Below are 23,345 nucleotides of genomic sequence, written 5' to 3'. Positions count from 1 at the left end.
TGAAACTTGGTATAATAGAAAAAGATTACACACGGCTTTAGGCTTAAAATCTATTGAAGAATTTGAAACAGAAATGAACAATCAAAAATTAGCAGCATAATCTCTCTTCTTTTTGTCCAGTTTTTTGTTGCAAGTCCAGTTTTTCAAGTATTCATTTTCTTGCTCAAGTAATTGAATATATGTTTTTGCATCTTCATATTCTTCTTTCAGCTTTCCGTAATCGTTAAATAATTTTTCTGCTTCTTTTTCGCAATTTTCATGTACTATTTTACAATTTTTCAAATTATTAGATTGATTACAGTTCATAAGTAAAACTAATAAGCTTAATATTACTTGCTTCATATTTTGTAAGATATTTTAAATAGAAGTATTCTTGGTAATATAAAAGTTTTTTGATCAGAAATCAAAAAACTAGAAAATGAGTTACGCTGTTTAAATCTTACATCAAATATGTTATTAGCCGATAACTCAAATCCCCAAGGACTATCTGTCATTTGATAGAATAATGATGTATTTGCAGTATTAAATTTATTAGAAACACCAACTGTTTTATTATTATATAATTCATAACGATAATCTATGTTAAAAATAAAATCATCAAAAAAATCATACTCTAAAAAAGCTGAAAATAAATCTGTTTCAAAACGAGATGTTACACCAGAACTGTAATTCGATATAGACTTATTATAATTTAAATCAATATTAGGAAACTCTTTAAATTTAGTTTTTACTCCACCTCCAAAGGAATATGTTTTAGAGGAATTTGCGATAAGTTGATTGTTTATTGGGTTATCATAGTCAGAAAATGAAATATTAGCGTTTAAAGAGAGTTTATAATTACCAATTCCTTTTCTAAAACTCCCGTTAAAACTAAACACTTTGTCTTCAAAGTTCCCCAATACTGGAGAAGACACAAAATCAATACCATTTAATGTCGTTATATTTTTAATATTTTCTTCTTTAATTCGATAATTTGCTGATAAACTGTAAAATATGTCTTTGAAGAGATTGAAACGGTAATAGCGTAAATTAATTCTATGATAAAGTTGATTTTCTAAATTTTCATTTCCTCTGTAAATACTATTAAAGTTAGCAAGCGTAAAACGATTAGCAAATTGAAAAATTCTAGGAAATCTGCTAAGTAAATTATATTTTAATTTTAGTTTTTTCTTATTACTAAATTCAATATCAGTTACAAGTTCTGGTAATAATAAGGATTTGCTTTTGTTTAGTTCACTCTCAAATTGTTGTAAATTCCATCTATAATCATGAAAAAAAACACCAGGCTTAAATGTTACTTTACCTCTTTTTAATTTATAATGTACTCCTATATATTTATCACTAAAATCTAATCTTGTATCGTTATTAAAATTTGATGAAGAAAAGCTATTTATACTTTCATCTTCCAAAACTTGAAATTCATTTGTTTTTAAACGATCATAGACATTATCAAGACCTAAAGTAAAGTAAAGATGATTAAAATTATTTATAACCCAATAGTGTTTTATCGCTACATCTATAGTATTAGATTGAGAAAAGTTTACTTTGTTAATATTAAAGATATTCTGATCTATTATGGGGATTAAACCTTGAAGAATACTTGTATTAGTAATCCAATTAGTATTTGGTGTTGCTTTTTGATATTGATAATTAAAAATAGCACTCGTAGTGTGTGTCTTATTAAATTGTTTATGCCACTGTACTTTTTGTTTTATTGAAACATTATCAGCATTAATATTAGTTTGGATAGTATTATTATTTTCAGAAGAAAAAGTATTAATATTTCCTTTTGAAGTATTACGTGATGCCTTGATATATGTTTCTAAGCTTGTAAAAGTATTAATATTAGGTTCTATTTTAAATTTTAACTTACCAATTCCAAACTCACTCTCTTGTTCTCCTGTAGTATTTCTATTTTCTAAAAGATTCTCATTTTCATTAAGAGAATAATTATTAATTATTTCTTGTTGCTCTGTGCTTTTTGTTTTAGAAAAAATACCATAACTGATAAAATCTGTTGAGGCATTTATTTCTTGAGAAAAACTCAAAGCTCCAAAATTATTTTTATTTGCAACAAAATCGCTATTAGATAAGAACTTTGCAAAATCGTCATTTAATAACGAAAAGTAACTTTTAGCATCATTAACAAGTTTACTCCTACCTCCTTCAAAATCAATATAGTCTTTTACAGTAAATGATTTTTTCCCTGTATTATTAATATCTCCTATTACATTAACACTCCTTTTTGGGCTGTAATAATATAATGAGGGGTGAATTACATGACGATTTTCAACACCTAATCCAGCTTCAATATCACCGAAAACAAATCTTTTTTTATCCTCTTTAAGTAATATATTCATTGCCATTTCATCACTATCCGATAACCCTTTTAAAAAGCCTACCTCATGATAGTCATCTAATACCTCAATTTTATCTACTGCATCAGCTGGAATATTATTGACCGCTAATTTACTATCGCCAGTAAAAAACTCTTTATTTTCTACAAGTACTTTGGTTATTTTTTTTCCTTGTACTCTTACGTTACCAGCTCTATCCACTTCAACTGCGGGTAATTTTTTTAAAATATCTCTTAGTTTCCTTTCTTCTCCTGTAGTAAAAGCATCTGTTCTATATGTAATAGTATCTTTTTTTACTGTCACAGGTGGAGTATATTCTAGTTCGACCTCTCCTAAAGTTTCTAAACTCTCTTTTAAGATGAAGTTTTTTATTATATCTTTTGTTGCTGTGATATTTAATGAATCTGGAACATAACCTAGATAAGTAATTTTTATTTGATATTCATGATCTTTTTGGAGTGTTAACTTATAATTTCCTTGCTCATCAGAAATAGCAAACGCTAGAGAAATATCTTCTTTTGGCTCCGCTATGACATTAGCATAGGTTAAGGCTACTCCTGATGAATCTATTACTTTTCCTTTTAGTGTAATCGTTTGAGCATCTAATAAAAAACAATAACAACAACTAATTAAAATGAGAAATATTCTTGTCATCATTAATTATCTAAAATGTTAATCTAGTTTTCTTACTTGTTTTAGTGATTCTAATCTAAATTGTTCTTTACTAAGAATAGTACCTTTTACTGGCTTTTCTACAGAAACTTGATTCTCCTTAAAAACTATTTTTGATGCTATAAAGTAATAACTTCCAGCTGTTTTCTCTAAAACAAGACCAGGTAAACCGTCAAATCCTGCTGGTCCATATGAGAAGTTAATTTCTGGAGTAAACCAAACTGTTATTGTTTTTATACTTTTTTTAGTCTTTTTTCTACTAATTGGAATTTCAACCTCATAACTTGCTGTTGCTTTATAGCAAGTATAGCCACTTATTGTTTTCTTTTCATTGGTTATTTTCCATTTATATTCATTGGTTGATGATTTAATAAGATACTTCTCATTATTAAAAGGAGAAACAACTTGATGCAATTTCTCTTTATCTTTTATACTTGTGTAATATACTCCACTACCTCCCCCACGAGAGATTAAAAATTTATGCTTTCTATTCGCATCATTTTCCATGCTTGGGATGTATTCAAATATAGCCTCATTTTTGTTTCCAATTAATTTATATTCTATTCCTTTGTATATTTCTGGTGCTGTACTTGTAGTATCCCTATAGTTCTTGTAAGCCTTAACATAAGTTACTTGAATACTCTTGTTATTTTGAGAAAAAACTATTAACGGAAATATTACCCAAACAATAATATTAAAAAAGTCTCTCATGCGCTTATTTTTATTCATAAATTCAAAATTAATCAATTATTCCTATGATTTTATTCTATATACATATTTATTTAGAGAACAAGAATATGTATAATAATATTCTTGTTCTCTATTTTAGTTTAGCAACCGTTACCAGCACATGGTAATATCACTAACTCATCTCCAGAAGCTTCAGCATCTAAACACCCCTCGTAATAAAAATTGAATGCAGAATTCCATTCTTCAGGATCGTATAATTCACCACTTGTATTCATTTCATCTAATGCTTCAGAGTAAGCAAAATCGATACATATATCTCTTTTTTTTACTGTGGTTTGATTAGCGAAACTAATACTAGACATCAATAATAATGCCGCGCAAATTGAAAATACTTTTTTCATAATAAATTAAGTTTAAATTAGACCTACTCTTCTAAGATTTTCGGTTTCCTCTTTGTTATGCAATAACATCTTTTTCAAGAAAAATATTGCATATAAAACAATCAAAAAAACATACAATTAGTAAGTTTTTTTACTCAAAAACTGTTTTTAAATAAACCCTTTTTTTCTAGCTTTTATAACTAAATCTCGATCACTATTGTTTTTAATCTTGAAAGAACTTTTAAGGAGTCGTTTTCTCTTTTCAATCCCAGCTCTCGATAAAGGAATTATCTCCGAAAGTTCTTTCATATTAGAACCATTAGAAATTTCTACAAGAATACGAATATCTATTTCGTCTAAAACAATAGGATTTGAAGCTTTATTTCTTAATAAATTAAGCACAGTTTTACTATAATCAGGTTCATTATTAATTATTACTTTTTGAACAGTATTAACAATGTCATTAAAATCTATATCGCTTTTAATCAGGAATCCTTCAGGGTTTATACTTTTTATAATATTATTAAGCCTCAAATTATCCGAAAGACTTGTACAAATTATAATTTTAGCATTAGGAAACTTTTCTCGGATTAATACCCCAATTCCTTCTCCAGAAACAACACTACTTCTACTAGTTGAAGGTAAGCTTATGTCAAGAAATATTAAGTTAGGACTATCACGAGAAGATGTTCTTTTTATGTATTCTATTGCTACATCACAATTGGCTATTTCCATACTAGAAAATAAGACGTGATTATTGTCTTTGCTAATCTTTTTTAGGACTTCCAAATATGTTTTAATTATTATTTTATGATCTTCAACGATGAGTACATTAAGGGGAGGGTTCATAAATTATGGTTATTGCTTGAGATTAATAAAACGTGTGAATATTTTAATTAGTATATTTTTAACATTATTTTTCTTTCAAATAGTAATTATTTCTTTAGTAAATGTAATTACCAAATACACTAAAAACAAGATAAGTAGATCGATATATACAAATATCAATCTACTTATAATTATTTAACATCAATATTCTAAGTAAAAGTGATATTAAGTTCAGAAATAAAAAACTTATATTGAGTAAGCCTATCTTTACGTTGAGGGAAAGCAATCTATTCTATAGGTTTCTTTTTATTTCTGTCTTTAATTTCCTTCATCCACGTATAGAATGGTCGATTGTTATCACCACGTATTGCAGAGAGATACCACTTTCCATCGGTACTTTTTTTAAAAACAAAAACACAAGTATTAGTTTTAGTATTATTCTTATTATAATTACCATTATTATACATCTCTTTATATGCTAGTGTTGCATAGATAGATAGTGTATAGTCATCGACTATTTCAATCTGTCCGATTTCGGTAAGTTTAATATTGTTCATGCTCGCTCGATGTTTGGCTCCATAACCGTTATCAAACGTAGTGCTATAACTGTCGCTTAACTCTATAGTATTTGCTCTTATCCAAGCTTCCATTTGTGATTGTTCTAAGTCTTTTTCTGTATTGGTGTTACATCCTGTAATTACAATACAAAGTATTAGTAGAATCTTTTTCATAACTTCTATTCTTTAACTATTATGACATATATTATTGCCCTACACGTTTACGTTTAGCCTTAATTTGCTTTGAGATTTGCTCCATTTCTCGTGGATCAATCTGGCGTGATAGACTTTCCATGGTTTCGGCATAATATGATTCCAATACCTTAGCTATAGGGTTATAAATTCCAACGTCTTGCAATATTACTGCGTCTGTTAACCTACCTCTTGAACCATCAAAATGCCCAAAACTACTTACAGCAACAGGTTTACGTTCTAAATCGACTGTCTTCTTCCAAAACTTCTCGCCATCAATAGGGTCGGTTGCGGTAATGATGATACGCCCTTTGTGATAAAAAGTACCCGCAAGCTTATAACAGGTCTTACACGCTAATTGTGTTCCAAAACTTGGGTCTACTCGTTTAAATGTGCCTTGTTCGGTGAGTATTTCCACTTCTATTTCAAGGGCAAAGTCAGAATTTAATTTATCTCCATATACCATTTCATCCCTCGTCTTATATGGTCCTTTTATTTTAAAACCATTGGCATTCAAGGTTTCTTCCAAGTCATCTGCCATATTCCCAACAAAGCTTGAGTAGGGTTCAACAAGATTGTTATCCTCGCCATCAGAGTATACAGGGTCAATGATAGCGATAGAAAGACTCTTCTCTGAAATTTGTACCCGCTCTTCAGGGGTATATCCGAACTTAGGATTATACTTCGCTGGAGCGACTTGTTTCACACTTCCGCATCCAAAAAAGAAAAGAAGTGAAAAGGTTAAGGTAAATAGGTAATGTTGTTTTTTCATAATTATTGAATTTTGTTACTCTCTGGCTCTGGAGAGTGTTTGTACCGAGCCAATTGGAGGGTAAATATAAAAAATAATTTAAAATAGACCTATATATAAGGCTTTATTTATAATGCCTTTTTGTTTTATTCTAACTAATACCTTTAAACTCTATTTATAGATTGTTTTACTATATGAAGTATTCAGATGAAAAGGAGGTTTTTAAACAATTCGGTCAGAGGATAAAATTTCTACGTAAAGAGTATAAGTTATCCCAATCCGCATTAGGAGGTAAAGCTGATGTTGAAAAATCAACAATACAAAGAATTGAAAAAGGAGCAAACGTAACCATGAGAATTATGGTTCAACTTGCTAATGCTTTTGATATGTCTTTATCTGAATTATTAAAAATTGACGAATTACAGAATCTTAAAGATTAATATTAATCATTAAATTTTCCCTACAATGTATTATGGTTTTCCGTAATGGAATGCCTTTATGTTTTCTTAGAGAATTATGCAAATGCATGCATGACTAAAGTTGTTAAACACTCTAAGCCTGTACCCCCAATAAATACCTATAACTATTCTCGACACATGCTAGAGTTTTCTTATTAGTTGAGTTATAAATAGTTTTTTTCCATTCTTAAAAATAGATTTCCCCTTATTCGTAGACCTTTTCTGTGAAAAAAGTCTGGTTTTCACTGCGCTTTTTAGAAGCTAATAACCCTCACTATTTTTGAGCAGATTGTTCTGCGTGGGACATTATTTATTAACCCTCCCTTATCTAAAACTGAAGCTGAGTTTTAGATATGGGATTAATAATTAATTCCCATGAAAAGAGAAGTAATTAAATTAGTAATTGTAGCGTTAATTTTCAATAGCCTATTTATAACATCTTGTTCAACAGATGATAGCTTAGAATATCAAATTGATACATATCAAATAAATTTGGAAAATGATTATTTGGAAAATGGAACAAAAATAATAGACTCAATCTATAGCAATTCAGAACACCAAAATGAAAATTCCATAATTGATTTAGATTATGAAGATTTAAAAAGTCAATCTGACTTTAATAAAGATGATACTGGTGGTGAAGATGACGATACCGTTGATCCAGAGAAAGGAGAAAGTGACTAATTTTAAAATGATAAAAACCTCTACATAAGTAGAGGTTTTTTTATTATTTAAATCCTATATTTAGGGTTATGAATTCGCTTTTAACCAAAAACATAACTTGCATCTTATTATTCTTTTTGTCTCTAAACGTTCTAAGTCAAACTAAAAAAACTACAGAGGAATACTTAAACATCAATGACTCTCTCTACTCGATTGCTATTTCTAGTAATAGCGATTCACTCCTGAATAAAACTACAGGGAGATATGTACAACTCTATTACAGACAAAATAATTGGAAACTTTTTAATCAATATAGAAAGCTACACATTCCATTAACATATAAACTTAATGATACCTTAGGAAGAGCAAGAACCTTTAAATACATGGCTGTTTATTTTAGTCTTCAAAATAAAACGGACAGCACCTATTACTATTCGCAAAAAAGCTTTGAAGAATATAATAGTATTCATGATTCATTACAAGCTGGCTATGCATTAGTTAACCTGGCTGTTTATAGAAAGAACGTACGAGATTACACTGGGAGTAAATATATGTGTCATTTAGCAATCAATTATCTTAAAGATAAAGCTGATGCAAGAGATTTAAGTTCCATTTATAATACACTTGCAACAAATTACAGCGAACTCAATGAATATGATAATTCACTAGAATATCACTACAAGGGACTAGCGTTAAGGAAGCAAATATTAAAAGACACTACTCTTATAGTTAAATCTTTATCGAGTATAGGAGATGTACACATTACTCATAAAAAATATTCTAAAGCTATAGAGGTTTTTAATATGGCAAAACCTTTTAAAAATCACCTAAGAAAAATACCCAAAACTGAAGCTATACTTCTTGATAATTTGACCTATGCACGATTTAAAAACGGTGAAATTGAAAACATTGAGAAGTCTTTTTATCAAGCTATAGAATTAGGTAAAAAAGCCAACTATATTAAAGTTCAAATTAACGCTCTTATCCATCTTGCAGAATATTACAAACAAAATAATGATGTTGACCGTGCGATAAGTAAAGCTACAGAAGCAGAAAGATTATCGAGGGAGCATAAAGATTTTAATGCATACCTCCGAGCATCAAAACTATTGAGCATACTATTAACTGGTAAAGCTTCTGAACGTATAATAGAAACGAGAGAGGCAATTCGCGACAGCCTCGAGATTGCAGACAAAAGAAGCCGAGACGCTTATAATGCAATAGAACTTGAAGTAGAGAAAAAAGAATCTCTGATAAAGAAAAATAATGAAAAAATAAAAACACAATTAAATGTGATTTCAATTCTTATGATTGTGTTTGGAATATCAGTAATAGTCTTTGTATTATTTCTTTTAATAAAAAGAAGACAGAAAAAACTATTATCGCATAAATTAAAATTAAGAGAGCAAAAACTTCTAGAAAAAGAAATTAAAGAACAAGAATTACGGTCAAGATATATCCAAACAAAATCCGAACTAGAGAAGAAAGTAAAAGAAGAAACAAGAACACAAAAACTTCTTACATCATCTAAAGATTTTGAAGACTATTTAGTGAAAAAATATGATTTATCTGAAAGAGGTTTAAAACTCTTAAAGCTCATTTTTGAAGGCAAGACACAAATGGAGCAAGCAGTAGAATTAAATATTCCTGAAAGCACATTAAAAACATTCAAACGAACTAAATTTTATCCTAAATTAAATCTTGGTTGGGATATTGTTAGCAAACAAAGAGCCACCGCAGAGCTTTACCAAGATGAACTTGAAAAATTCAATTCTCTCAAAAACAAACAAGTAACAAATCGATAATATTCGCTTGACCACCTCTAGGGGTGAAACTACTGAATTTATGACTGTTACACTTCTTATAATTAAACATTATCCATAGTTTTGGGTTAATGTTTAATGTCTCTTTATGACATATTCAATTCGGCTGAATAACCACAAATAACCACACCATACAATTATTTATTTTCCTTTGTTTTATGATTACAGTTATTATATATGGAATAATTAATGGACTTCTAATTAGTCTTCTAGCTATAGCTTTTCAAATCAATTTTAAGATTTATAAAATATTTGACTTGAGCCAGGCTGGATTGTATGTATCTACTTCATATTTCTTTATCAAATTATCTGCACTGTTATATCCAAATACACAGCTATCGTCTATATTGATAGTAATACTCACCTGTGTTTTTAGCTGGATAGTTTCTCTCTTGATCTATAATTTAGTTTACAAAAGATTTTTTGCTAAGAAGACTTCATCTCTAGCCCTCATGATTATAAGCATAGCTATCTATATTATTATTATAAATATAACTGCAATAATTTATGGATCTGAAACCCAAATTATAAATATTGATGAATCATCTTTTGTTGGTATTCAAACTGGAATTATCATCATAACTCCTGTTCAATTATTACAATTTGTTATTTCACTGCCTACAGTGTTATTAATTCTACTCATTTTAAATAAGAAACAAATAGGTAAGCAAATTACTGCTCTTTCCGAAAATAAGGAATTACTCTCTACATTAGGATATAACATAAATAAAATCAGAATTAAAGCCCTTGTAATTAGCAGCTCTTTAGTTGCTATTGTATCCATCTTAAAAAGTATAGAGCATGGTATAGAACCATATAATTTTGGTTTCCATTCAATTCTTATGGGCATCATAGCAGCTTTAATTGGAGGTATTAACTCTTTCAAAGGAGCAGCCTTTGGCGGGCTCTTTATTGGAATTATTAATAGCGTAGGATCATGGTTTTTCTCTGGAGAATGGCAAGAAACTACAGCTTACGTAATGTTGTTAGTTGTTTTAACATTTAAAAAAGAGGGATTTTTCAATATAAATCTAAGACTTGAAGAATGAACTACTACCTACACATATTAATATTTATTGAAATTTATTGCATTCTTGCTCTAAGTCTTAACATGCAATTAGGCTTATCAAGAATCGTTAATCTGGCTATTGCAACATTTTACGGGTTGGGAGCCTATACTTATGCAATCTTGAATACTAAATTTAATCTTTCGTTTATTCCCATATTAATTATTTCATTAGTGATTAATATAGTTTTTAGTCTATTTATTTCAATTGCTTCAAGAAAATTTAAGGACGAGATATTTGTTCTTGTAAGTCTTTCTTTTCAGATGATAATGTATTCTGTTTTATGGAATTGGGAATCTGTTACTGGGGGAGTTAATGGGATAGCTAATATCACTGGCCCTATTATTTTAGGTTTTCGAGTTAAGAGTCAAATAGAATTTACTTTATTTGGTAGTATTTTACTTATTCTCTCTATAGGCTTATCTTTATTTATACATCATTCAGCTTTTAGTAGAACTCTCAAAGCTATAAGGGATAATGAAATTGCAGCAGCAACTCTTGGCAAGAATATTTATGCATTTAAAACTACTAACATAGCTATAAGCTGCGCTTTAGCATCCTTATCTGGAATCCTTTTTGCTTCATATATAGGCTATATCGATGCAACAAGTTTTAGTATAAACGAATCAATTGATATCCTTTTTATTCTATTAATAGGAGGTTTACTAAGTACAAAAGGAGCCATTATTGGAGTCATATTGTTTTTCACTCTGGAAGAGGTTTTTAAATCAATTGGGTTTAATGATGATATCTCTTTTAATCTTAGAATAATATTGTTTTCAATAACCATAATATTCATCCTATATAAAAGACCAAATGGTTTATTTGGAAAATACAGTATCGAATAATGAGATTAGAACTTAGAAATATAGCTCATTCATTTTTTTACAAAAGCATTTTAGAAAACTGCTCATATACATTTAATGAAGGCAAAATATATGCTATTCAAGGAAGTAATGGATCTGGAAAAACTACCTTATTTAATATAATTAATGGTTTTATCGAACCTACTGCTGGTGAAATATTATTAGATGGAATTCATTTATTCCCTACAGAGAGTGTTTCTCAAAGAAACAAAAGAGGGGTTTTAAGATTATGGCAAAATGGCGAGATCTTTAAACATTTAAGTACCATTGATAACCTGCGTGTTGTTCCAGATCATAAGGGAAATAATCTACTTAATTATCTCTTTCAAAAAAGCATGACAAAAGAGCAAGAAGAAAATATTACCACAAGGGCTCTAGCAATACTTAAGCTTTTAGGTTTAACACAAAAGGCAGATCTATCTGCGGGAAATTTGTCTTATGGACAACAGCGAATTGCTGCCTTTGGAAGATTACTAATGGATGAAAGAGTAGAGAATGGCAAAACAATTATACTCTTAGATGAACCATTCTCTGGAGTACACTCAAAAATGCTAAACATTATTTCAGATAAAATAAAAGACATGGCAAATCAAGGAAATATTATACTAATAATTGAACATAATTTTAAACGAATAAATGAAATAGCAGATGTGATACTAGAAATTAAAAACAAAGAATTGAAAGAACTAGAATAGCATGACAAAGAGTTTATTAGACATACAAAATCTAACCGTTACCTATAAGAATAATATTGTTCTCAATAATATAAATCATTCAATAGAAAATGGAGAATCATACTGTGTTATTGGAAAAAATGGAGCAGGAAAAAGTACTTTTCTAAAATCGATTATTGGTCTTCTACCTATCACAAGTGGTAAAATTATATTTAACGACATAGACATAACTAAAAATCCGATTTATAAGAGAATAGATTTAGGGATTTCATATTTAAGTCAAAATAACAACATATTTCCTAGACTCACAGTTAAAGAACACTTTGAGTTAGTAAAAAATAAAGACGAAGATATTTTAGAAGAACTCATTCCAGAAATCCTGAAGTTAAAAAAAAACTATGCTGGAAATCTTTCAGGAGGAGAACAAAGACTATTAGGATTGTCATTAGTGTTACTTCAAAAAAACAAAAAAATTATCCTCTTAGATGAACTTTTCGCAGGAGTAGATAATAATATAAAATCAAGAATGCTAGAGGTTTTTGAGCATATACAAACACAAGAAAAACAAACGATACTCATTGTAGAACAAGATGAAAAAATTATACAAAAATTTGATGGAATAATTATTAATTTAAAAAATACTAAAAATGAAAAAATTAAATAGAATTGTCATGATTATCCTTTTAATAATCATGTATTCGTGTAAAAACCAAGAAAAAACGGAAACAGTAAATATTGGAGCTGTACTCTCAATTACAGGAAAAGGAGCTTCTGTTGGAGACTACGCAAAAAAAGGACTAGAACTAGCTGTAGAAGAAGTTAATCAGGCAGGAGGCGTTCTCGGAAAAAAAGTAAAACTAGATATCCAAGATTCAAAAAGTATTGGTAAAGAAGGAGTCACGGTTACTCAAAAACTATTACTTTCTAACACTCCTCCCGATTTACTTTATGTGCAATTAAGTTCTGTCAGTTTGCCTGTAAAACCAATCGCAGAGAAAAATAGAACTATAATGTACGGTCTATCTGGTTCTGAACAATTAATAAAAAACTCAAACTACACATTTAGAAATTGGGTTGCTCCTTGGATTGCAGGTGAGCAATTAGCAAACAAAATTGAAGAAAAGTTCTCTCCAAATAGCGTTGGTATTTTTCATTCCAATGATGATTTTGGCAAGAGTATGCAAAAATGGGTTTCACAAAATCTCAATAAAAAAAATATCAAAATTGGATTCTCGGAAACATTTATTGAAAGTAGTCTCGATTATAAATCTCTTATTCTGAAAAATAATCCTAATGATATGGATGTAATTTATGTTGTCGGTTTAGGGCAAGGTCTTGGCACTCTCATAAGACAACTAAGAGAACTGAATTATACGGGAATAATAGTTGGAGATATAACTACCCCTTTCCCCAATGTTATAGAAACTGCTGGCGATTATGCAAAAGGAGTTTACTATTTAGATTTTGATTTCGATTTAGAATCTAACAAAACGGCTTCAAGAGATTTCATCATCAATTTTAAGAAGAGATTCAATAAAAAACCTAAAACCTTATCAGCTATATCCTATGATGCACTCATGCTTTATTTTAAAGCCGTAGAAAACGCAGGAACATTAGATGATGAAAAAGTAAAAATAGAGATGAACAAAATAAAAGACTTTAATGGCATATTTGGAGATATCTCTATACAGAACTATGACATCATTTATCCTTTAGACTTTAAACAAATACAATAAAAAATGAAAAACAAATACTTACTTGAAATAGAAGATGAATTATCGATATTGAAAAATAAATTAAATCAGCATCCGATATATAGAAAAATCAAAACAATTGAGGGTTTAAGAGTTTTCATGGAACATCATGTTTATGCTTCATGGGATTCAATGAGTCTTTTGAAGAACTTACAAAAAAGCCTAAGTAATAATACTATTTATTGGGTTAATTCGAAGCACAAGATAGCCACGCGCTATATCAATGAACTTATGCTAGAAGAAGAGTCTGATCTAGATCCAGACGGAAACCCGATTAGTCATTTTGAACTTTATTTAGAGTCAATGGAAGAAGTTGGAGCAAACACTGATGATATCAAAAAGTTTATTAATGCCATCAATACAGGTAATGGAATTAATTTTGCGATAAGAAAAACACAGTTACCAAAGCATATTTCAGATTTTTTAAATACTACCTTCGATATAATTAAATCTGATTCAGGTCCAAAAGTAGCTTCGTCTATATATTTTGCTAGAGAGAACCTAATCCCTGTTATTTTTCCTGGTTTCATAGAAAGTCTTAAAGATATAGATATTGATAAATTCAAGCTATTTAAATTTTATCTAGACCGACATATTTTTCTTGATAGTGGTACGCACTCTGACTGGTCAAGAGAAACGCTAATTTCAATTTGTGGGAATAATAAAGAAAAGTGGTCTGACGCAAGAAAATCAGCTTTAGATTCTGTTTACGCTAGAATAAAATTGTGGGACGGAATAAATGATGCTATAGATGATTAAACTTAAGACCGCAGACATAAAAGAAATAAAAAAAATATCCTCTGAATTAGGATTAACTACAAGAGAAAATGTAGAAAAATTCAACGAGAAAATTCATGCTTTCTTACATAAAAAACTTTATGGGAGAAGTGATTATTTATATTCAACTCTTTTGTTTGTGAAAAATGGTGACATTATAAATCATCAATTTTTTTTAGGAACAAAAATAGAGACATCTCATAGTCTAGCAAAGTATATTAAATATATTCAGAAAAAATTATCGTCAGATTTGAGGGATAATAATTCTACAATTGGTATTTCAAACGAAGTCATAAAATCTAAAATAAACGGAATAGTTCTGTATAAAAACGATGAGAATGATAGTGAATTCACAGCCAAAGCAGGAGAGGGAATCGATTTAAGTTATAATTTAGGAAATGTTGAGGTACCAAAAGAAGCTAAAAAGAGGATTTTTAATCAGAACGTAAAGCAGATAGAAGACGAGTTAAAAAGTAAGAACTTTTATATTGATTTTATACAGAATAAAGAATCATTAAACAGTTTAAAAGCTGAATTTAAAATAAATAATACTCACTTATTAAATCCTATCCTTTCTCTTTATTATTTATCAATACCTGATAACAATTCTAACTTTTACTCTTACTTTATTAAACCTGATACATCACATGATTATTATAATGGCTTATTTAATTTAACGTTAACAAGGGCATTAAAAAGCGATGAATTAGCTACGTTAAATCTAATTCTATTTTATATATTTTCTGAGATTGCCTTAAAAGATACATCGAACCAAATAGAGAGAGAAGTTAATGAAAAATATCAAGTAGAGTTAGCTCATATAATCAATGGTAATCTTGGAAAAGCTTTGAATTTACTCAATAATGAAACAGGTGAGTTTTTAAAAGATAAAGTAGAAGTTGATAATATTGAAGTCTTGTATAAATTACTAAAGAGAACAGAAAGGAGGAGTAAGATATTTTTAGACTTATATAATAAAGAGAGAGAGCTCTTAGATTATAATATAATCCAATTTGAAAGTATTCCTTTCGCAGAAATAATAGAAGATGCTTTAGAAAATAATGTTTCAAATAATATGTCTAAGATAAGAGCAAATAAAATCTTAGCACTAACCAAATCAAATAAATTTGATTATTTGAAAAACCTAACAACAAATAATCAATTCGATATTGAAGAATCAATTGAATTGGTTCTTTATAATGCTTTACACAATGGAATAAAATTTAGTGAAGATTTAAATAATTTTAATATTACAATTAAAGAAGAACTTAAATCTATCACCATTGTCATTACTAATGATAAAAAAATGGAACTAAACCTAGTTGATTCAATCAACAACGATTTTAAGCATATAGAAAAAATTGGTTTTGGATTAGTTACCATAAAGAAAGTATGGAGTTTCATTAAAAATTTATCTATAAAAGTAGATATCTGTGATAAAGGTTTTACCAATTTTAAAATCATTATAAAAAATGGCTCAAGAACATAGCAAAATAAAAATATTTCAAGCAGATGATAATGACTTAAAAGAGTCTAATAATAAGTTTAATAACGTTATTGATGCATTGTTAGTTTTTTTAAATATAGATAGAAAAGAATTTAAAACGACGCTCATTGACCAAAGGAGTTTCTTTGATTATAAAGAGGCTTTAGAGAAAATTAACAAGTACATAGATTACAGGACGTCCTCTGATATTTTTGAAAGTAAAAATAATCTATCTAAGGTTAAAGAAATATTGAAAAAAGAAAAATTTCATATTTATATAATTGATTTAAAATGGGGAGATGTTTCAAATGCGGGACTTGAATTAATTGATATTATTAAAAACAAAACAAATCCCAATAATATCATTATTTATACTCAACATGATAAAAACAATTTAAATAATTTTCTTAAAAATAAATATGATCCTAATTTCAATCACATCACTACAGAAGATATAATTTCTGAATTACCACTACAGTTAAATAATATAGTGTTAAATATAAGAAACGTTATATTTAATAATCAACAAGAAACTTATACCGATAAAATACGAATTGCCATAAACAGAAACGATTATGATTTTTTTAAAGGTAAGATTCTCTACAATGGTAAAAGTTATTGTTATAAAGATTTATTCTTTGGAAAGGATAGAAGCTTAAAGAATATTTTCAGAAGAATAAAAGAAGAATTAAAACCTAAAGTTAGTGCTTACACCTTCCCCAAATCATCACATTTTCATAGTATAAAGGAAACCTATGTAAAAACCTACGTTGAATTAAATACGAATGAAAAAATATTTGATTTGTTAGATTTTGGAGCCATCAATCTCTTTTTAAAATTTTATAATATTAGTTCTCATGAAAACTATCATGATGCGGAACACCTTGTAACGATAAAAGAAGAATTACAAAATTTGTACTGTCCAAGCACTAAAAAAGATTTATATGATATTACTAATTGGAAAAAATTTTATAAAATCTTAGTATATAGGAGATTATTTTTATTATGGACAAAATACTTCAACGATTTTAATGATATTGTTAAAAAAAATCACTTTGAAGAAAATATAAGTAAAAATAAAAAACCAACAAAATATGGCATTTTATCAACTATCATTGAGCATGGTTTTAGTAAGATTACTCATGTTAAACCCAAGAAAGACTATGAAAAAATATTAATTATGAAAAAGTTAAGTTTCGAAAGAGACGGAGATATAATTTTCACTAATCTATTATCTGATGAAATTGATTTTCATAAAAGTTATTCTTTTCCGAAGTTAGAGTCATATATTCTTGAAATAAGAAATATTAATTCTGAAAGAGCCAAAAAATATTTTAGCCTAACAATAAAGTCAGAAGATTTATGGGATTTTAAGTCAATGTATTTTGATACTGCAATCATCGATAATAATGATACTCAAAAACAATTTAGAACTGATATCGATTTAGTTTTCGATGAGCTAGAAATGAAAAATGAATTAAAAGGTATTTTTTATAATCCAAAAATCATGTCATTTGATGATTTATTGTCAGAAGCAGCACGCTTAACAAATAACCGATAATTACCGAATATTATCAATCACTTACATTTAAGAATAACCTCTAATTAATTATAACCTAAATAAGCCTATAACCTTCCAATCTCAAGCACCAAACAAAACACATAACCACATAATCTACAGTAACTTAGAAGGTAGAAATAAGAATGATCTTTGCATTATATGCGAGATCTTTTTATTTACATACAAGTTACATTCTACTATCTAATACTAATTATAATAGGTTTTGTGTTAGCAGAATTTCCTATTGTATTAATAAACAACTTCGATGCCAAACGTTTAACAAAACAACAAAGTTTTGTTAAAAAACTCTATTACCTACAACATCAGCTTCTACCTCCATAAATGTGGGATAAAGGGATTAGTTATACTGCATCAGCTAATCCTCCCAACACCAATTGCACAAAATAAAAAAGAGACCGAAACACAAAGCAAAAAGCTAAAGCTACGATCCCTTAATTACAATATATAATTGTAAAAGTTGAATTTCACCGTCCAACTTATAAAGAACAAAATAGTAATACAACTATCTGTTTCAGTTACAATTATAAGCTATTAAAAATTAAAGCCAAGCGATTTGTGTTGACAATTTAAGTTAACAATTGTGTTTCAGTGTCTCAAAACAACTTTTAAAATGAGAAGCTATGAAGCATCTATTTAATAAAAATCGGAAAATAATAGAGTTAATACTATCCTTAATTGGTTTCATATTAACGTCTATAACCTTTTCGCATAACATCTATTTAGTTGATATTGCTTTATCTCTAAGCAATACGGAAGTTGAACAATTAGAATACAGCCATTTGTATTCAATTGGATTGCTAACGGTATTTGTTCCCTTGCAGGTCAAACACAACATAAATCATTTCTATCACAAATATTTCCCAGCTGTAGCTTGGATCAATTTCTTGTTCTTCTTATGCTGTACCATATATATGAACATAGAATTTAACAGTCCTATGTTCTACAATATTGGAATCGTAGCTATGGCAGAGTTCATTGTTTTATGTTTTGAACAAAGACCAGTCGAGAAAATGAATAGTATTATTGATTTTATAGAATCAATATTTAAATAAATTATTAACCACCTATTTTTTAAATAGTACATAACACAACAAAAAAATGAAAAAATCTACAAATAATATAAAAGGATTAATAGTGTATACTACATTTATGTTAGAAAAAATAAATAAGCTTTCTATAGATCAATTAAAAGTAACACCAAAAGAAGCTATGATTCCTTTTAATGAAATTGTTTCTGTTACGACGAATCATCGTGCGGATAATAACATTATAGTTAGAACGATTAATAAAGAAACATATTATTCAAACAATAGCATTAATCGATTTATTAAAAAAATGAAAGAGCATTCAGAGTTGACGTTTGAAAAAATACAAGGAGGATTGGCCATTAATATTGGTTCAATTAAGTATAAATCAAATCTAGCTTTAGTTGAGCTCGTCAATGGGGACCAACATATAGTTGGCAGAAGCTTTAAGGCTAGATTTCAGAAAGCAATTTTAAGAGTTTGGTTTAGATGATATGACGCTTTAAGAACTCGATTTACCGTTATTGATTAACTATACTAATATCACCATAAAAGTCACTTGTATAGAATACAAGTGACTTTTTATTTGAAAATTTTTATAATCTTTAGCAGAATCCTTTATAAGTATCATTATCACCCTTAAACTCCACAAAACCCTTAAGTATAGTGGTCTTGTGCGAAGAAATTTCTCTTTCTATTTCTTCAAAATCTACATTTTCTTTTGAGAGTTCAATAGTAATTTTATCAACTAATGAATCAAATTTGTGTAGTACACAATCATATAACATCTTATCAACCGACATGAGAAGTGAAATAAACTCTAATCTTAGATTACTAAAATGATTTAAAATTTCAGCATTAATTTCAATTCTATTGTCTTCTGTCATATTTTGATTAGTCTTCAACTTCAATAGTGACTCATTTGTTTTTTTAAAGAATGAAAAGAACTCTGTGAATTTTGATTCTATAACAATTAATTTATACCAATCTAATTTTAAAGTTTTATCGTCCTTTTTTAATTGATATCTATATATATAAAAGGAAAAAGCTAGTGTACTGGCAGCTATTAATATAGTAGAAATTTTTTCTGCTATTTCAAATCCAGTTAATTCAAGCGCAATTGAATATATCATTACAAAGCATTATTTTCTCTTAGTATTCTATCAATAGCATCATTCAGAGGTTTTTCATATTTATACTTTCCATCATTTATAAAAGTATATTTTTTATAAAAATTGTCTTTTCCGAGTTTTGATACAACATTAATTAATAATTCCTCGAAAAAAGATGGGTTAATTGAAAAGAGATTAGCAGGAATCTTAAAAGTAATTTTATCATTATTTTCTTCAAGTTCATCAAACTTAGATTCTAGTCTTACATACTTACCTTTGTCTCTTCCTGTAAATACCTTTGCTCCTTTTGTTCTATATTTTTCTAACTCAAAAATTGCTTCTTTCATAATATATCATTTTTACTTATTAATATTTGAGCACTAATAATTGTGCCAGGGAAATGATTTTTGACAAATTTAACATATTTTGGGTCAGGTTTATCTGCTATATTCCCAGATTCATTAAATGTCATGACTTTAAATCGATCATCTCCTTTATTTTTTTCTTTAATCCCATAAGTTCCATCAAAAACAATAGATGTATTTCCCGATAATATTGCAAGACGAGATACATTATCTAAACCATCATTTTCACCCTTTAAATTAAAGAAACTTTCGATAAATTTTATTGAACCATTCCCTCTTTTTACATTTTTATGCGGTGATACCGAAGTCACCTCTTCTTGAAGAGCATAAAGAGTCCACAAAGTTTCTTCCTTAATACTGGAACTAAAATATTTATTTTCTGTGTATTTTCTTGATAAATCTTTCATTTGGTCAACTACATCTTGTCTCTCACAATTTGGGTCTTTAAATTTATCATAAATTGTTTCTCCGAAATTAAAAATAACCAAATTAAAAATTCCATATCTGTTTAAGTCAATTCCATGCCCTTGAAAATATCCAATAGAAAATCTATGCTCATCAGTAGAATGCTCTTCTGCATTAATTAGAATTTCTCCAATAATTATACTAAGGTTCTCAATACTATCGCCGGTAAGTTCTTTATCCATCCTGTCTAGACTATCTATAACATACTGAACCATATCAGTTACATCTTTTTCCTTTCGTTCTATATTAAATAAATTTCTTGCTGTTTTATTCTTTTTAAATTCACATAATTTATATGGAACGATATCATCAAAATTTATGGTTTCATTATTATGAATTGCAAAGGAACCTATGGAATATAATATTTTTCGAATATCATCATTTCTACCAATAATTAGATCAATATCATTAATCAGAGCATCCTTTGGGCTTATTTTCGAGAGTTTTCTTGCATAAATGTATATATCCCTTAGAAGAATATCAAAATATAATTGAGCTCCTATGTGAAGAACTTCGCACTTTGAATAATCAAGAACTATGACCCTTACTTTATTGTGATATATTGAATTAATCACATCTTTTATAAATGTAAAACTTTGATCTGAATTAGCTACCAATGAAAAAATCATAGGCACAGTGAATGTCTTTTCATTTTCAAAAAAATCCATACTGTAAAAAGATGGCTCTAATATTTTTGTTTTCCCGCAATCAGCTATGTATTTTAAACTATCAGACAATAATTTGTATTTAACTTCCCCTATATTACTGTTATTAACTATTTCTTTTTTTTGATTTTTAGAGTTTTCTTTCTTGGTTTTTCTTCTTTTTATATCTTTTCTATGTCTAGCTTTTGCTAACTGATCTTGTACTTTCTTTTTATTCTTCAAATTGAATTATATATTTTTTAATTTTCTACTCCTTTGACCTCGCTAAGATTGTCGATAATGATTTATACCCCTCAACAAAATTAACACCAACGGAAAAATATGGTTTTCCATTATCTCCTGTTAAGTACCAACCATAACCAACTTTAACAGTACGTAAAAAAGTAGAAACAGATAAGCCTAAACCAACATTGGTGCTTGTGCTGTTTTCATTTTGTAATACGATTAATTCTGGACCAAAACTTGGATTAATGAAATTCCATCCAAAATTAGCCCCTTTGTTTAATTTATAATGAAAACTAACTCCCGAACTTCCAGCTGGTCTAAAATTATTTGTTTGCCCTCTTGAGTTAACCCAAGAAAAGCCACCACTAGCACTAGTTTCCCAACCGTAATCTTCATATTCAAATGTCATTGTAAGAGATACTCCTCCATCCGAAACGTTGGAGACTGTAATAATTAGTTTATCTTCTGGTAGAGGGTTTTCTACACTTGTATTAACTTCTGTCTGTATTGGACTATTTTTTGTAATTGTAATCTCATAATTATAGTCTAAATTCTCTTTTCCTTTAGCCTCTTTTAATGTGTTTTTTTCAAATGCAGATTTATTTGTCTCTTCCTTTACCTCATAAAACCCGCTTACATTAATTGGAACCACTGTTCCATTTTTTCTTTTAAGAAAAGCTTTTATTGTTAATTCTACACCTTCCAATTTTTGGTATACACTCTTATTGAAAATAATGTTTATTAATGAACCCGGTCGTATATAGTGATATGATGCAAGATTATCAGGCTTCACTAATGTACTTTTACCATTAACTCTAGGATTTCGCACTAAAAATTCAGTAAAAGCTATAGGGTTTCTAATATCTGCATCATACATATATTTAGTTTTTGGTATCTTTCTTTTACCACTAGGCAATTCTATTATTTCTTTATTATTAAAAAAAGGTTCTTGAGTGCTATTTATAAGTATATTCTCTTTCAAGTAATTTAACTCATTAATAAAAGCTGGCTTAAAAGTACCTTCACTACAGATTTTTCCTCCAGTTAGATTATCTAGGGTAGCATGCAAAGAAGTAATGAATTTATCGTTTTTATAGTCAGTTATGTTATTTTTAACATAACTTCTTTTGATAGAATACTCAATTTTACTTCGACCAGCACCTTTGAATTTAAAATTATCATTTAACTCACTAAGAGGAATTTTTAACCCTTTTTCATTACTAATGATTTTGATAAGTTCTCCTTTATTTATATTTCCGTTACCATCAACTAAGTTTGGTAAAATAGCTACCCCAATATCTAATTCTTCTTTTGTATTCCATAAAAATTCAAGTTTAATAGTATTTTCAGAAGTTGTGTTATAGTTAATTCTAAATTCTTCTCCACATTTAAATTTAGAAGTATTGATTTGTCCAAAGGAAAAATAAGTAATAGTAAAAAATAGAATAGATAGAATTCGGTTCATAGGAAGTTATTTTGGTTGATTAATATTAGTCATATAAAAAACCAAATTAAGAAAAGTATAGACCAAAAAAAATACGTATATCTACGTATTTTTTAAATTATAATTATGAAGTTAAAGTATGTTAATTATCTCTGTAAATCTAAATCACTCCCTTTATCTTTCAGACGATTTAATTCATTAGTCCGATTAAGAGTTTGCTCCTTGTAATATTGCTCCCTACCATCTATCATACCTCTATGGAAGAGTGAATTGTTTTCTGTTTTTATAATCTTCTTTAAAAGTTCGCTTTCATACTGTGCCATAAGATATGGACTTGCAACAAAAAACTGGACAAAAAGAAGAGAGATTATGCTGCTAATTTTTGATTGTTCATTTCTGTTTCAAATTCTTCAATAGATTTTAAGCCTAAAGCCGTGTGTAATCTTTTTCTATTATACCAAGTTTCA

23 protein-coding genes are annotated in these 23,345 nt (G+C 28.4%); 12 read left to right on the top strand and 11 right to left on the bottom strand.

Features of this window, described 5'->3' with window-relative positions; genetic code table 11:
• Nucleotides 1–81: 81 nt before the first annotated feature.
• The 7 genes from ACVC08_RS00985 to ACVC08_RS00955 form a co-directional block, all read right to left on the bottom strand.
• Complete coding sequence (locus tag ACVC08_RS00985; protein WP_452600641.1) at nt 82–342, bottom strand: hypothetical protein; 261 nt, start codon at nt 340–342, stop codon at nt 82–84.
• Nucleotides 339–3,014, bottom strand: a complete 2,676-nt coding sequence (locus tag ACVC08_RS00980; protein ID WP_452600640.1) for a carboxypeptidase-like regulatory domain-containing protein — start codon at nt 3,012–3,014, stop codon at nt 339–341. Before ACVC08_RS00980 ends, ACVC08_RS00985 begins: the two co-directional genes overlap by 4 nt.
• A gap of 15 nt (nt 3,015–3,029) precedes the next feature.
• Nucleotides 3,030–3,758: a GLPGLI family protein gene (locus ACVC08_RS00975; protein WP_452600639.1), complete on the bottom strand. Its 729-nt coding sequence runs from the start codon at nt 3,756–3,758 to the stop codon at nt 3,030–3,032.
• Between the two features lie 101 nt (nt 3,759–3,859).
• Nucleotides 3,860–4,120, bottom strand: coding sequence for a hypothetical protein (locus ACVC08_RS00970; protein ID WP_452600638.1), 261 nt, complete (start codon nt 4,118–4,120; stop codon nt 3,860–3,862).
• 147 nt (nt 4,121–4,267) lie between these two features.
• Nucleotides 4,268–4,948 carry a response regulator gene (locus tag ACVC08_RS00965; protein WP_452600637.1) on the bottom strand — a complete coding sequence of 227 codons (681 nt, stop codon included), beginning with the start codon at nt 4,946–4,948 and terminating at the stop codon, nt 4,268–4,270.
• 266 nt (nt 4,949–5,214) lie between these two features.
• Nucleotides 5,215–5,658: a hypothetical protein gene (locus ACVC08_RS00960; RefSeq protein WP_452600636.1), complete on the bottom strand. Its 444-nt coding sequence runs from the start codon at nt 5,656–5,658 to the stop codon at nt 5,215–5,217.
• A 31-nt stretch (nt 5,659–5,689) separates the two neighbouring features.
• Complete coding sequence (locus ACVC08_RS00955) at nt 5,690–6,217, bottom strand: hypothetical protein (protein WP_452600635.1); 528 nt, start codon at nt 6,215–6,217, stop codon at nt 5,690–5,692.
• 404 nt (nt 6,218–6,621) lie between these two features.
• On the opposite strand from ACVC08_RS00955, the gene ACVC08_RS00950 reads away from it, so the two are divergent.
• The 12 genes from ACVC08_RS00950 (at nt 6,622) to ACVC08_RS00895 (ending at nt 19,095) form a co-directional block, all read left to right on the top strand.
• Nucleotides 6,622–6,867, top strand: a complete 246-nt coding sequence (locus tag ACVC08_RS00950) for a helix-turn-helix domain-containing protein (RefSeq protein WP_452600634.1) — start codon at nt 6,622–6,624, stop codon at nt 6,865–6,867.
• 393 nt (nt 6,868–7,260) lie between these two features.
• Nucleotides 7,261–7,569: a hypothetical protein gene (locus tag ACVC08_RS00945; RefSeq protein ID WP_452600633.1), complete on the top strand. Its 309-nt coding sequence runs from the start codon at nt 7,261–7,263 to the stop codon at nt 7,567–7,569.
• A 68-nt stretch (nt 7,570–7,637) separates the two neighbouring features.
• Complete coding sequence (locus ACVC08_RS00940; RefSeq protein ID WP_452600632.1) at nt 7,638–9,353, top strand: tetratricopeptide repeat protein; 1,716 nt, start codon at nt 7,638–7,640, stop codon at nt 9,351–9,353.
• Between the two features lie 176 nt (nt 9,354–9,529).
• Nucleotides 9,530–10,420 carry a branched-chain amino acid ABC transporter permease gene (locus ACVC08_RS00935; RefSeq protein WP_452600631.1) on the top strand — a complete coding sequence of 297 codons (891 nt, stop codon included), beginning with the start codon at nt 9,530–9,532 and terminating at the stop codon, nt 10,418–10,420.
• A complete protein-coding gene (locus ACVC08_RS00930; RefSeq protein ID WP_452600630.1) occupies nt 10,417–11,286 on the top strand; it encodes a branched-chain amino acid ABC transporter permease in 870 nt (289 codons plus the stop codon). Before ACVC08_RS00935 ends, ACVC08_RS00930 begins: the two co-directional genes overlap by 4 nt.
• Nucleotides 11,286–11,999, top strand: a complete 714-nt coding sequence (locus ACVC08_RS00925; RefSeq protein ID WP_452600629.1) for an ATP-binding cassette domain-containing protein — start codon at nt 11,286–11,288, stop codon at nt 11,997–11,999. Before ACVC08_RS00930 ends, ACVC08_RS00925 begins: the two co-directional genes overlap by 1 nt.
• A 1-nt stretch (nt 12,000) precedes the next feature.
• Nucleotides 12,001–12,642, top strand: a complete 642-nt coding sequence (locus tag ACVC08_RS00920; protein WP_452600628.1) for an ATP-binding cassette domain-containing protein — start codon at nt 12,001–12,003, stop codon at nt 12,640–12,642.
• 7 nt (nt 12,643–12,649) lie between these two features.
• Nucleotides 12,650–13,714: an ABC transporter substrate-binding protein gene (locus tag ACVC08_RS00915; RefSeq protein ID WP_452600627.1), complete on the top strand. Its 1,065-nt coding sequence runs from the start codon at nt 12,650–12,652 to the stop codon at nt 13,712–13,714.
• 3 nt (nt 13,715–13,717) lie between these two features.
• Nucleotides 13,718–14,491 (top strand): DUF3050 domain-containing protein, encoded by a 774-nt coding sequence (locus ACVC08_RS00910; RefSeq protein ID WP_452600626.1) that lies wholly within the window; start codon nt 13,718–13,720, stop codon nt 14,489–14,491.
• Nucleotides 14,484–15,998, top strand: a complete 1,515-nt coding sequence (locus tag ACVC08_RS00905) for a hypothetical protein (protein ID WP_452600625.1) — start codon at nt 14,484–14,486, stop codon at nt 15,996–15,998. Before ACVC08_RS00910 ends, ACVC08_RS00905 begins: the two co-directional genes overlap by 8 nt.
• On the top strand, nt 15,982–17,556 hold the full coding sequence (locus tag ACVC08_RS00900; RefSeq protein ID WP_452600624.1) for a hypothetical protein: 1,575 nt from the start codon (nt 15,982–15,984) through the stop codon (nt 17,554–17,556). Before ACVC08_RS00905 ends, ACVC08_RS00900 begins: the two co-directional genes overlap by 17 nt.
• A gap of 1,119 nt (nt 17,557–18,675) precedes the next feature.
• Nucleotides 18,676–19,095, top strand: a complete 420-nt coding sequence (locus tag ACVC08_RS00895; protein WP_452600623.1) for a hypothetical protein — start codon at nt 18,676–18,678, stop codon at nt 19,093–19,095.
• Between the two features lie 112 nt (nt 19,096–19,207).
• On the opposite strand, the gene ACVC08_RS00890 is transcribed toward ACVC08_RS00895, so the two are convergent.
• The 4 genes from ACVC08_RS00890 to ACVC08_RS00875 are packed head-to-tail and all read right to left on the bottom strand — an operon-like array spanning nt 19,208 to nt 22,899.
• Nucleotides 19,208–19,735, bottom strand: a complete 528-nt coding sequence (locus ACVC08_RS00890) for a hypothetical protein (RefSeq protein ID WP_452600622.1) — start codon at nt 19,733–19,735, stop codon at nt 19,208–19,210.
• On the bottom strand, nt 19,735–20,061 hold the full coding sequence (locus ACVC08_RS00885; protein ID WP_452600621.1) for a DUF4325 domain-containing protein: 327 nt from the start codon (nt 20,059–20,061) through the stop codon (nt 19,735–19,737). The genes ACVC08_RS00890 and ACVC08_RS00885 overlap by 1 nt, the downstream gene beginning before the upstream one ends.
• Nucleotides 20,058–21,431 carry a hypothetical protein gene (locus ACVC08_RS00880; RefSeq protein WP_452600620.1) on the bottom strand — a complete coding sequence of 458 codons (1,374 nt, stop codon included), beginning with the start codon at nt 21,429–21,431 and terminating at the stop codon, nt 20,058–20,060. Before ACVC08_RS00880 ends, ACVC08_RS00885 begins: the two co-directional genes overlap by 4 nt.
• Before the next feature lie 25 nt (nt 21,432–21,456).
• Nucleotides 21,457–22,899 (bottom strand): hypothetical protein, encoded by a 1,443-nt coding sequence (locus tag ACVC08_RS00875; RefSeq protein ID WP_452600619.1) that lies wholly within the window; start codon nt 22,897–22,899, stop codon nt 21,457–21,459.
• Nucleotides 22,900–23,345: the final 446 nt, after the last annotated feature.

The sequence above is a fragment of the Pontimicrobium sp. MEBiC06410 genome (genome assembly GCF_053601615.1).
This window is presented reverse-complemented; position numbering and strand designations above follow the sequence as displayed.

Excerpts from the sequence above, each read along its gene's own strand:
- ACVC08_RS00985 (WP_452600641.1), bottom strand. The coding sequence starts at position 342 with ATGAAGCAAGTAATATTAAGCTTATTAGTTTTACTTATGAACTGTAAT.
- ACVC08_RS00980 (WP_452600640.1), bottom strand. The coding sequence starts at position 3,014 with ATGATGACAAGAATATTTCTCATTTTAATTAGTTGTTGTTATTGTTTT.
- ACVC08_RS00975 (WP_452600639.1), bottom strand. The coding sequence starts at position 3,758 with ATGAATAAAAATAAGCGCATGAGAGACTTTTTTAATATTATTGTTTGG.
- ACVC08_RS00970 (WP_452600638.1), bottom strand. The coding sequence starts at position 4,120 with ATGAAAAAAGTATTTTCAATTTGCGCGGCATTATTATTGATGTCTAGT.
- ACVC08_RS00965 (WP_452600637.1), bottom strand. The coding sequence starts at position 4,948 with ATGAACCCTCCCCTTAATGTACTCATCGTTGAAGATCATAAAATAATA.
- ACVC08_RS00960 (WP_452600636.1), bottom strand. The coding sequence starts at position 5,658 with ATGAAAAAGATTCTACTAATACTTTGTATTGTAATTACAGGATGTAAC.
- ACVC08_RS00955 (WP_452600635.1), bottom strand. The coding sequence starts at position 6,217 with ATGGCAGATGACTTGGAAGAAACCTTGAATGCCAATGGTTTTAAAATA.
- ACVC08_RS00950 (WP_452600634.1), top strand. The coding sequence starts at position 6,622 with ATGAAGTATTCAGATGAAAAGGAGGTTTTTAAACAATTCGGTCAGAGG.
- ACVC08_RS00945 (WP_452600633.1), top strand. The coding sequence starts at position 7,261 with ATGAAAAGAGAAGTAATTAAATTAGTAATTGTAGCGTTAATTTTCAAT.
- ACVC08_RS00940 (WP_452600632.1), top strand. The coding sequence starts at position 7,638 with ATGAATTCGCTTTTAACCAAAAACATAACTTGCATCTTATTATTCTTT.
- ACVC08_RS00935 (WP_452600631.1), top strand. The coding sequence starts at position 9,530 with ATGATTACAGTTATTATATATGGAATAATTAATGGACTTCTAATTAGT.
- ACVC08_RS00930 (WP_452600630.1), top strand. The coding sequence starts at position 10,417 with ATGAACTACTACCTACACATATTAATATTTATTGAAATTTATTGCATT.
- ACVC08_RS00925 (WP_452600629.1), top strand. The coding sequence starts at position 11,286 with ATGAGATTAGAACTTAGAAATATAGCTCATTCATTTTTTTACAAAAGC.
- ACVC08_RS00920 (WP_452600628.1), top strand. The coding sequence starts at position 12,001 with ATGACAAAGAGTTTATTAGACATACAAAATCTAACCGTTACCTATAAG.
- ACVC08_RS00915 (WP_452600627.1), top strand. The coding sequence starts at position 12,650 with ATGATTATCCTTTTAATAATCATGTATTCGTGTAAAAACCAAGAAAAA.
- ACVC08_RS00910 (WP_452600626.1), top strand. The coding sequence starts at position 13,718 with ATGAAAAACAAATACTTACTTGAAATAGAAGATGAATTATCGATATTG.
- ACVC08_RS00905 (WP_452600625.1), top strand. The coding sequence starts at position 14,484 with ATGATTAAACTTAAGACCGCAGACATAAAAGAAATAAAAAAAATATCC.
- ACVC08_RS00900 (WP_452600624.1), top strand. The coding sequence starts at position 15,982 with ATGGCTCAAGAACATAGCAAAATAAAAATATTTCAAGCAGATGATAAT.
- ACVC08_RS00895 (WP_452600623.1), top strand. The coding sequence starts at position 18,676 with ATGAAAAAATCTACAAATAATATAAAAGGATTAATAGTGTATACTACA.
- ACVC08_RS00890 (WP_452600622.1), bottom strand. The coding sequence starts at position 19,735 with ATGATATATTCAATTGCGCTTGAATTAACTGGATTTGAAATAGCAGAA.
- ACVC08_RS00885 (WP_452600621.1), bottom strand. The coding sequence starts at position 20,061 with ATGAAAGAAGCAATTTTTGAGTTAGAAAAATATAGAACAAAAGGAGCA.
- ACVC08_RS00875 (WP_452600619.1), bottom strand. The coding sequence starts at position 22,899 with ATGAACCGAATTCTATCTATTCTATTTTTTACTATTACTTATTTTTCC.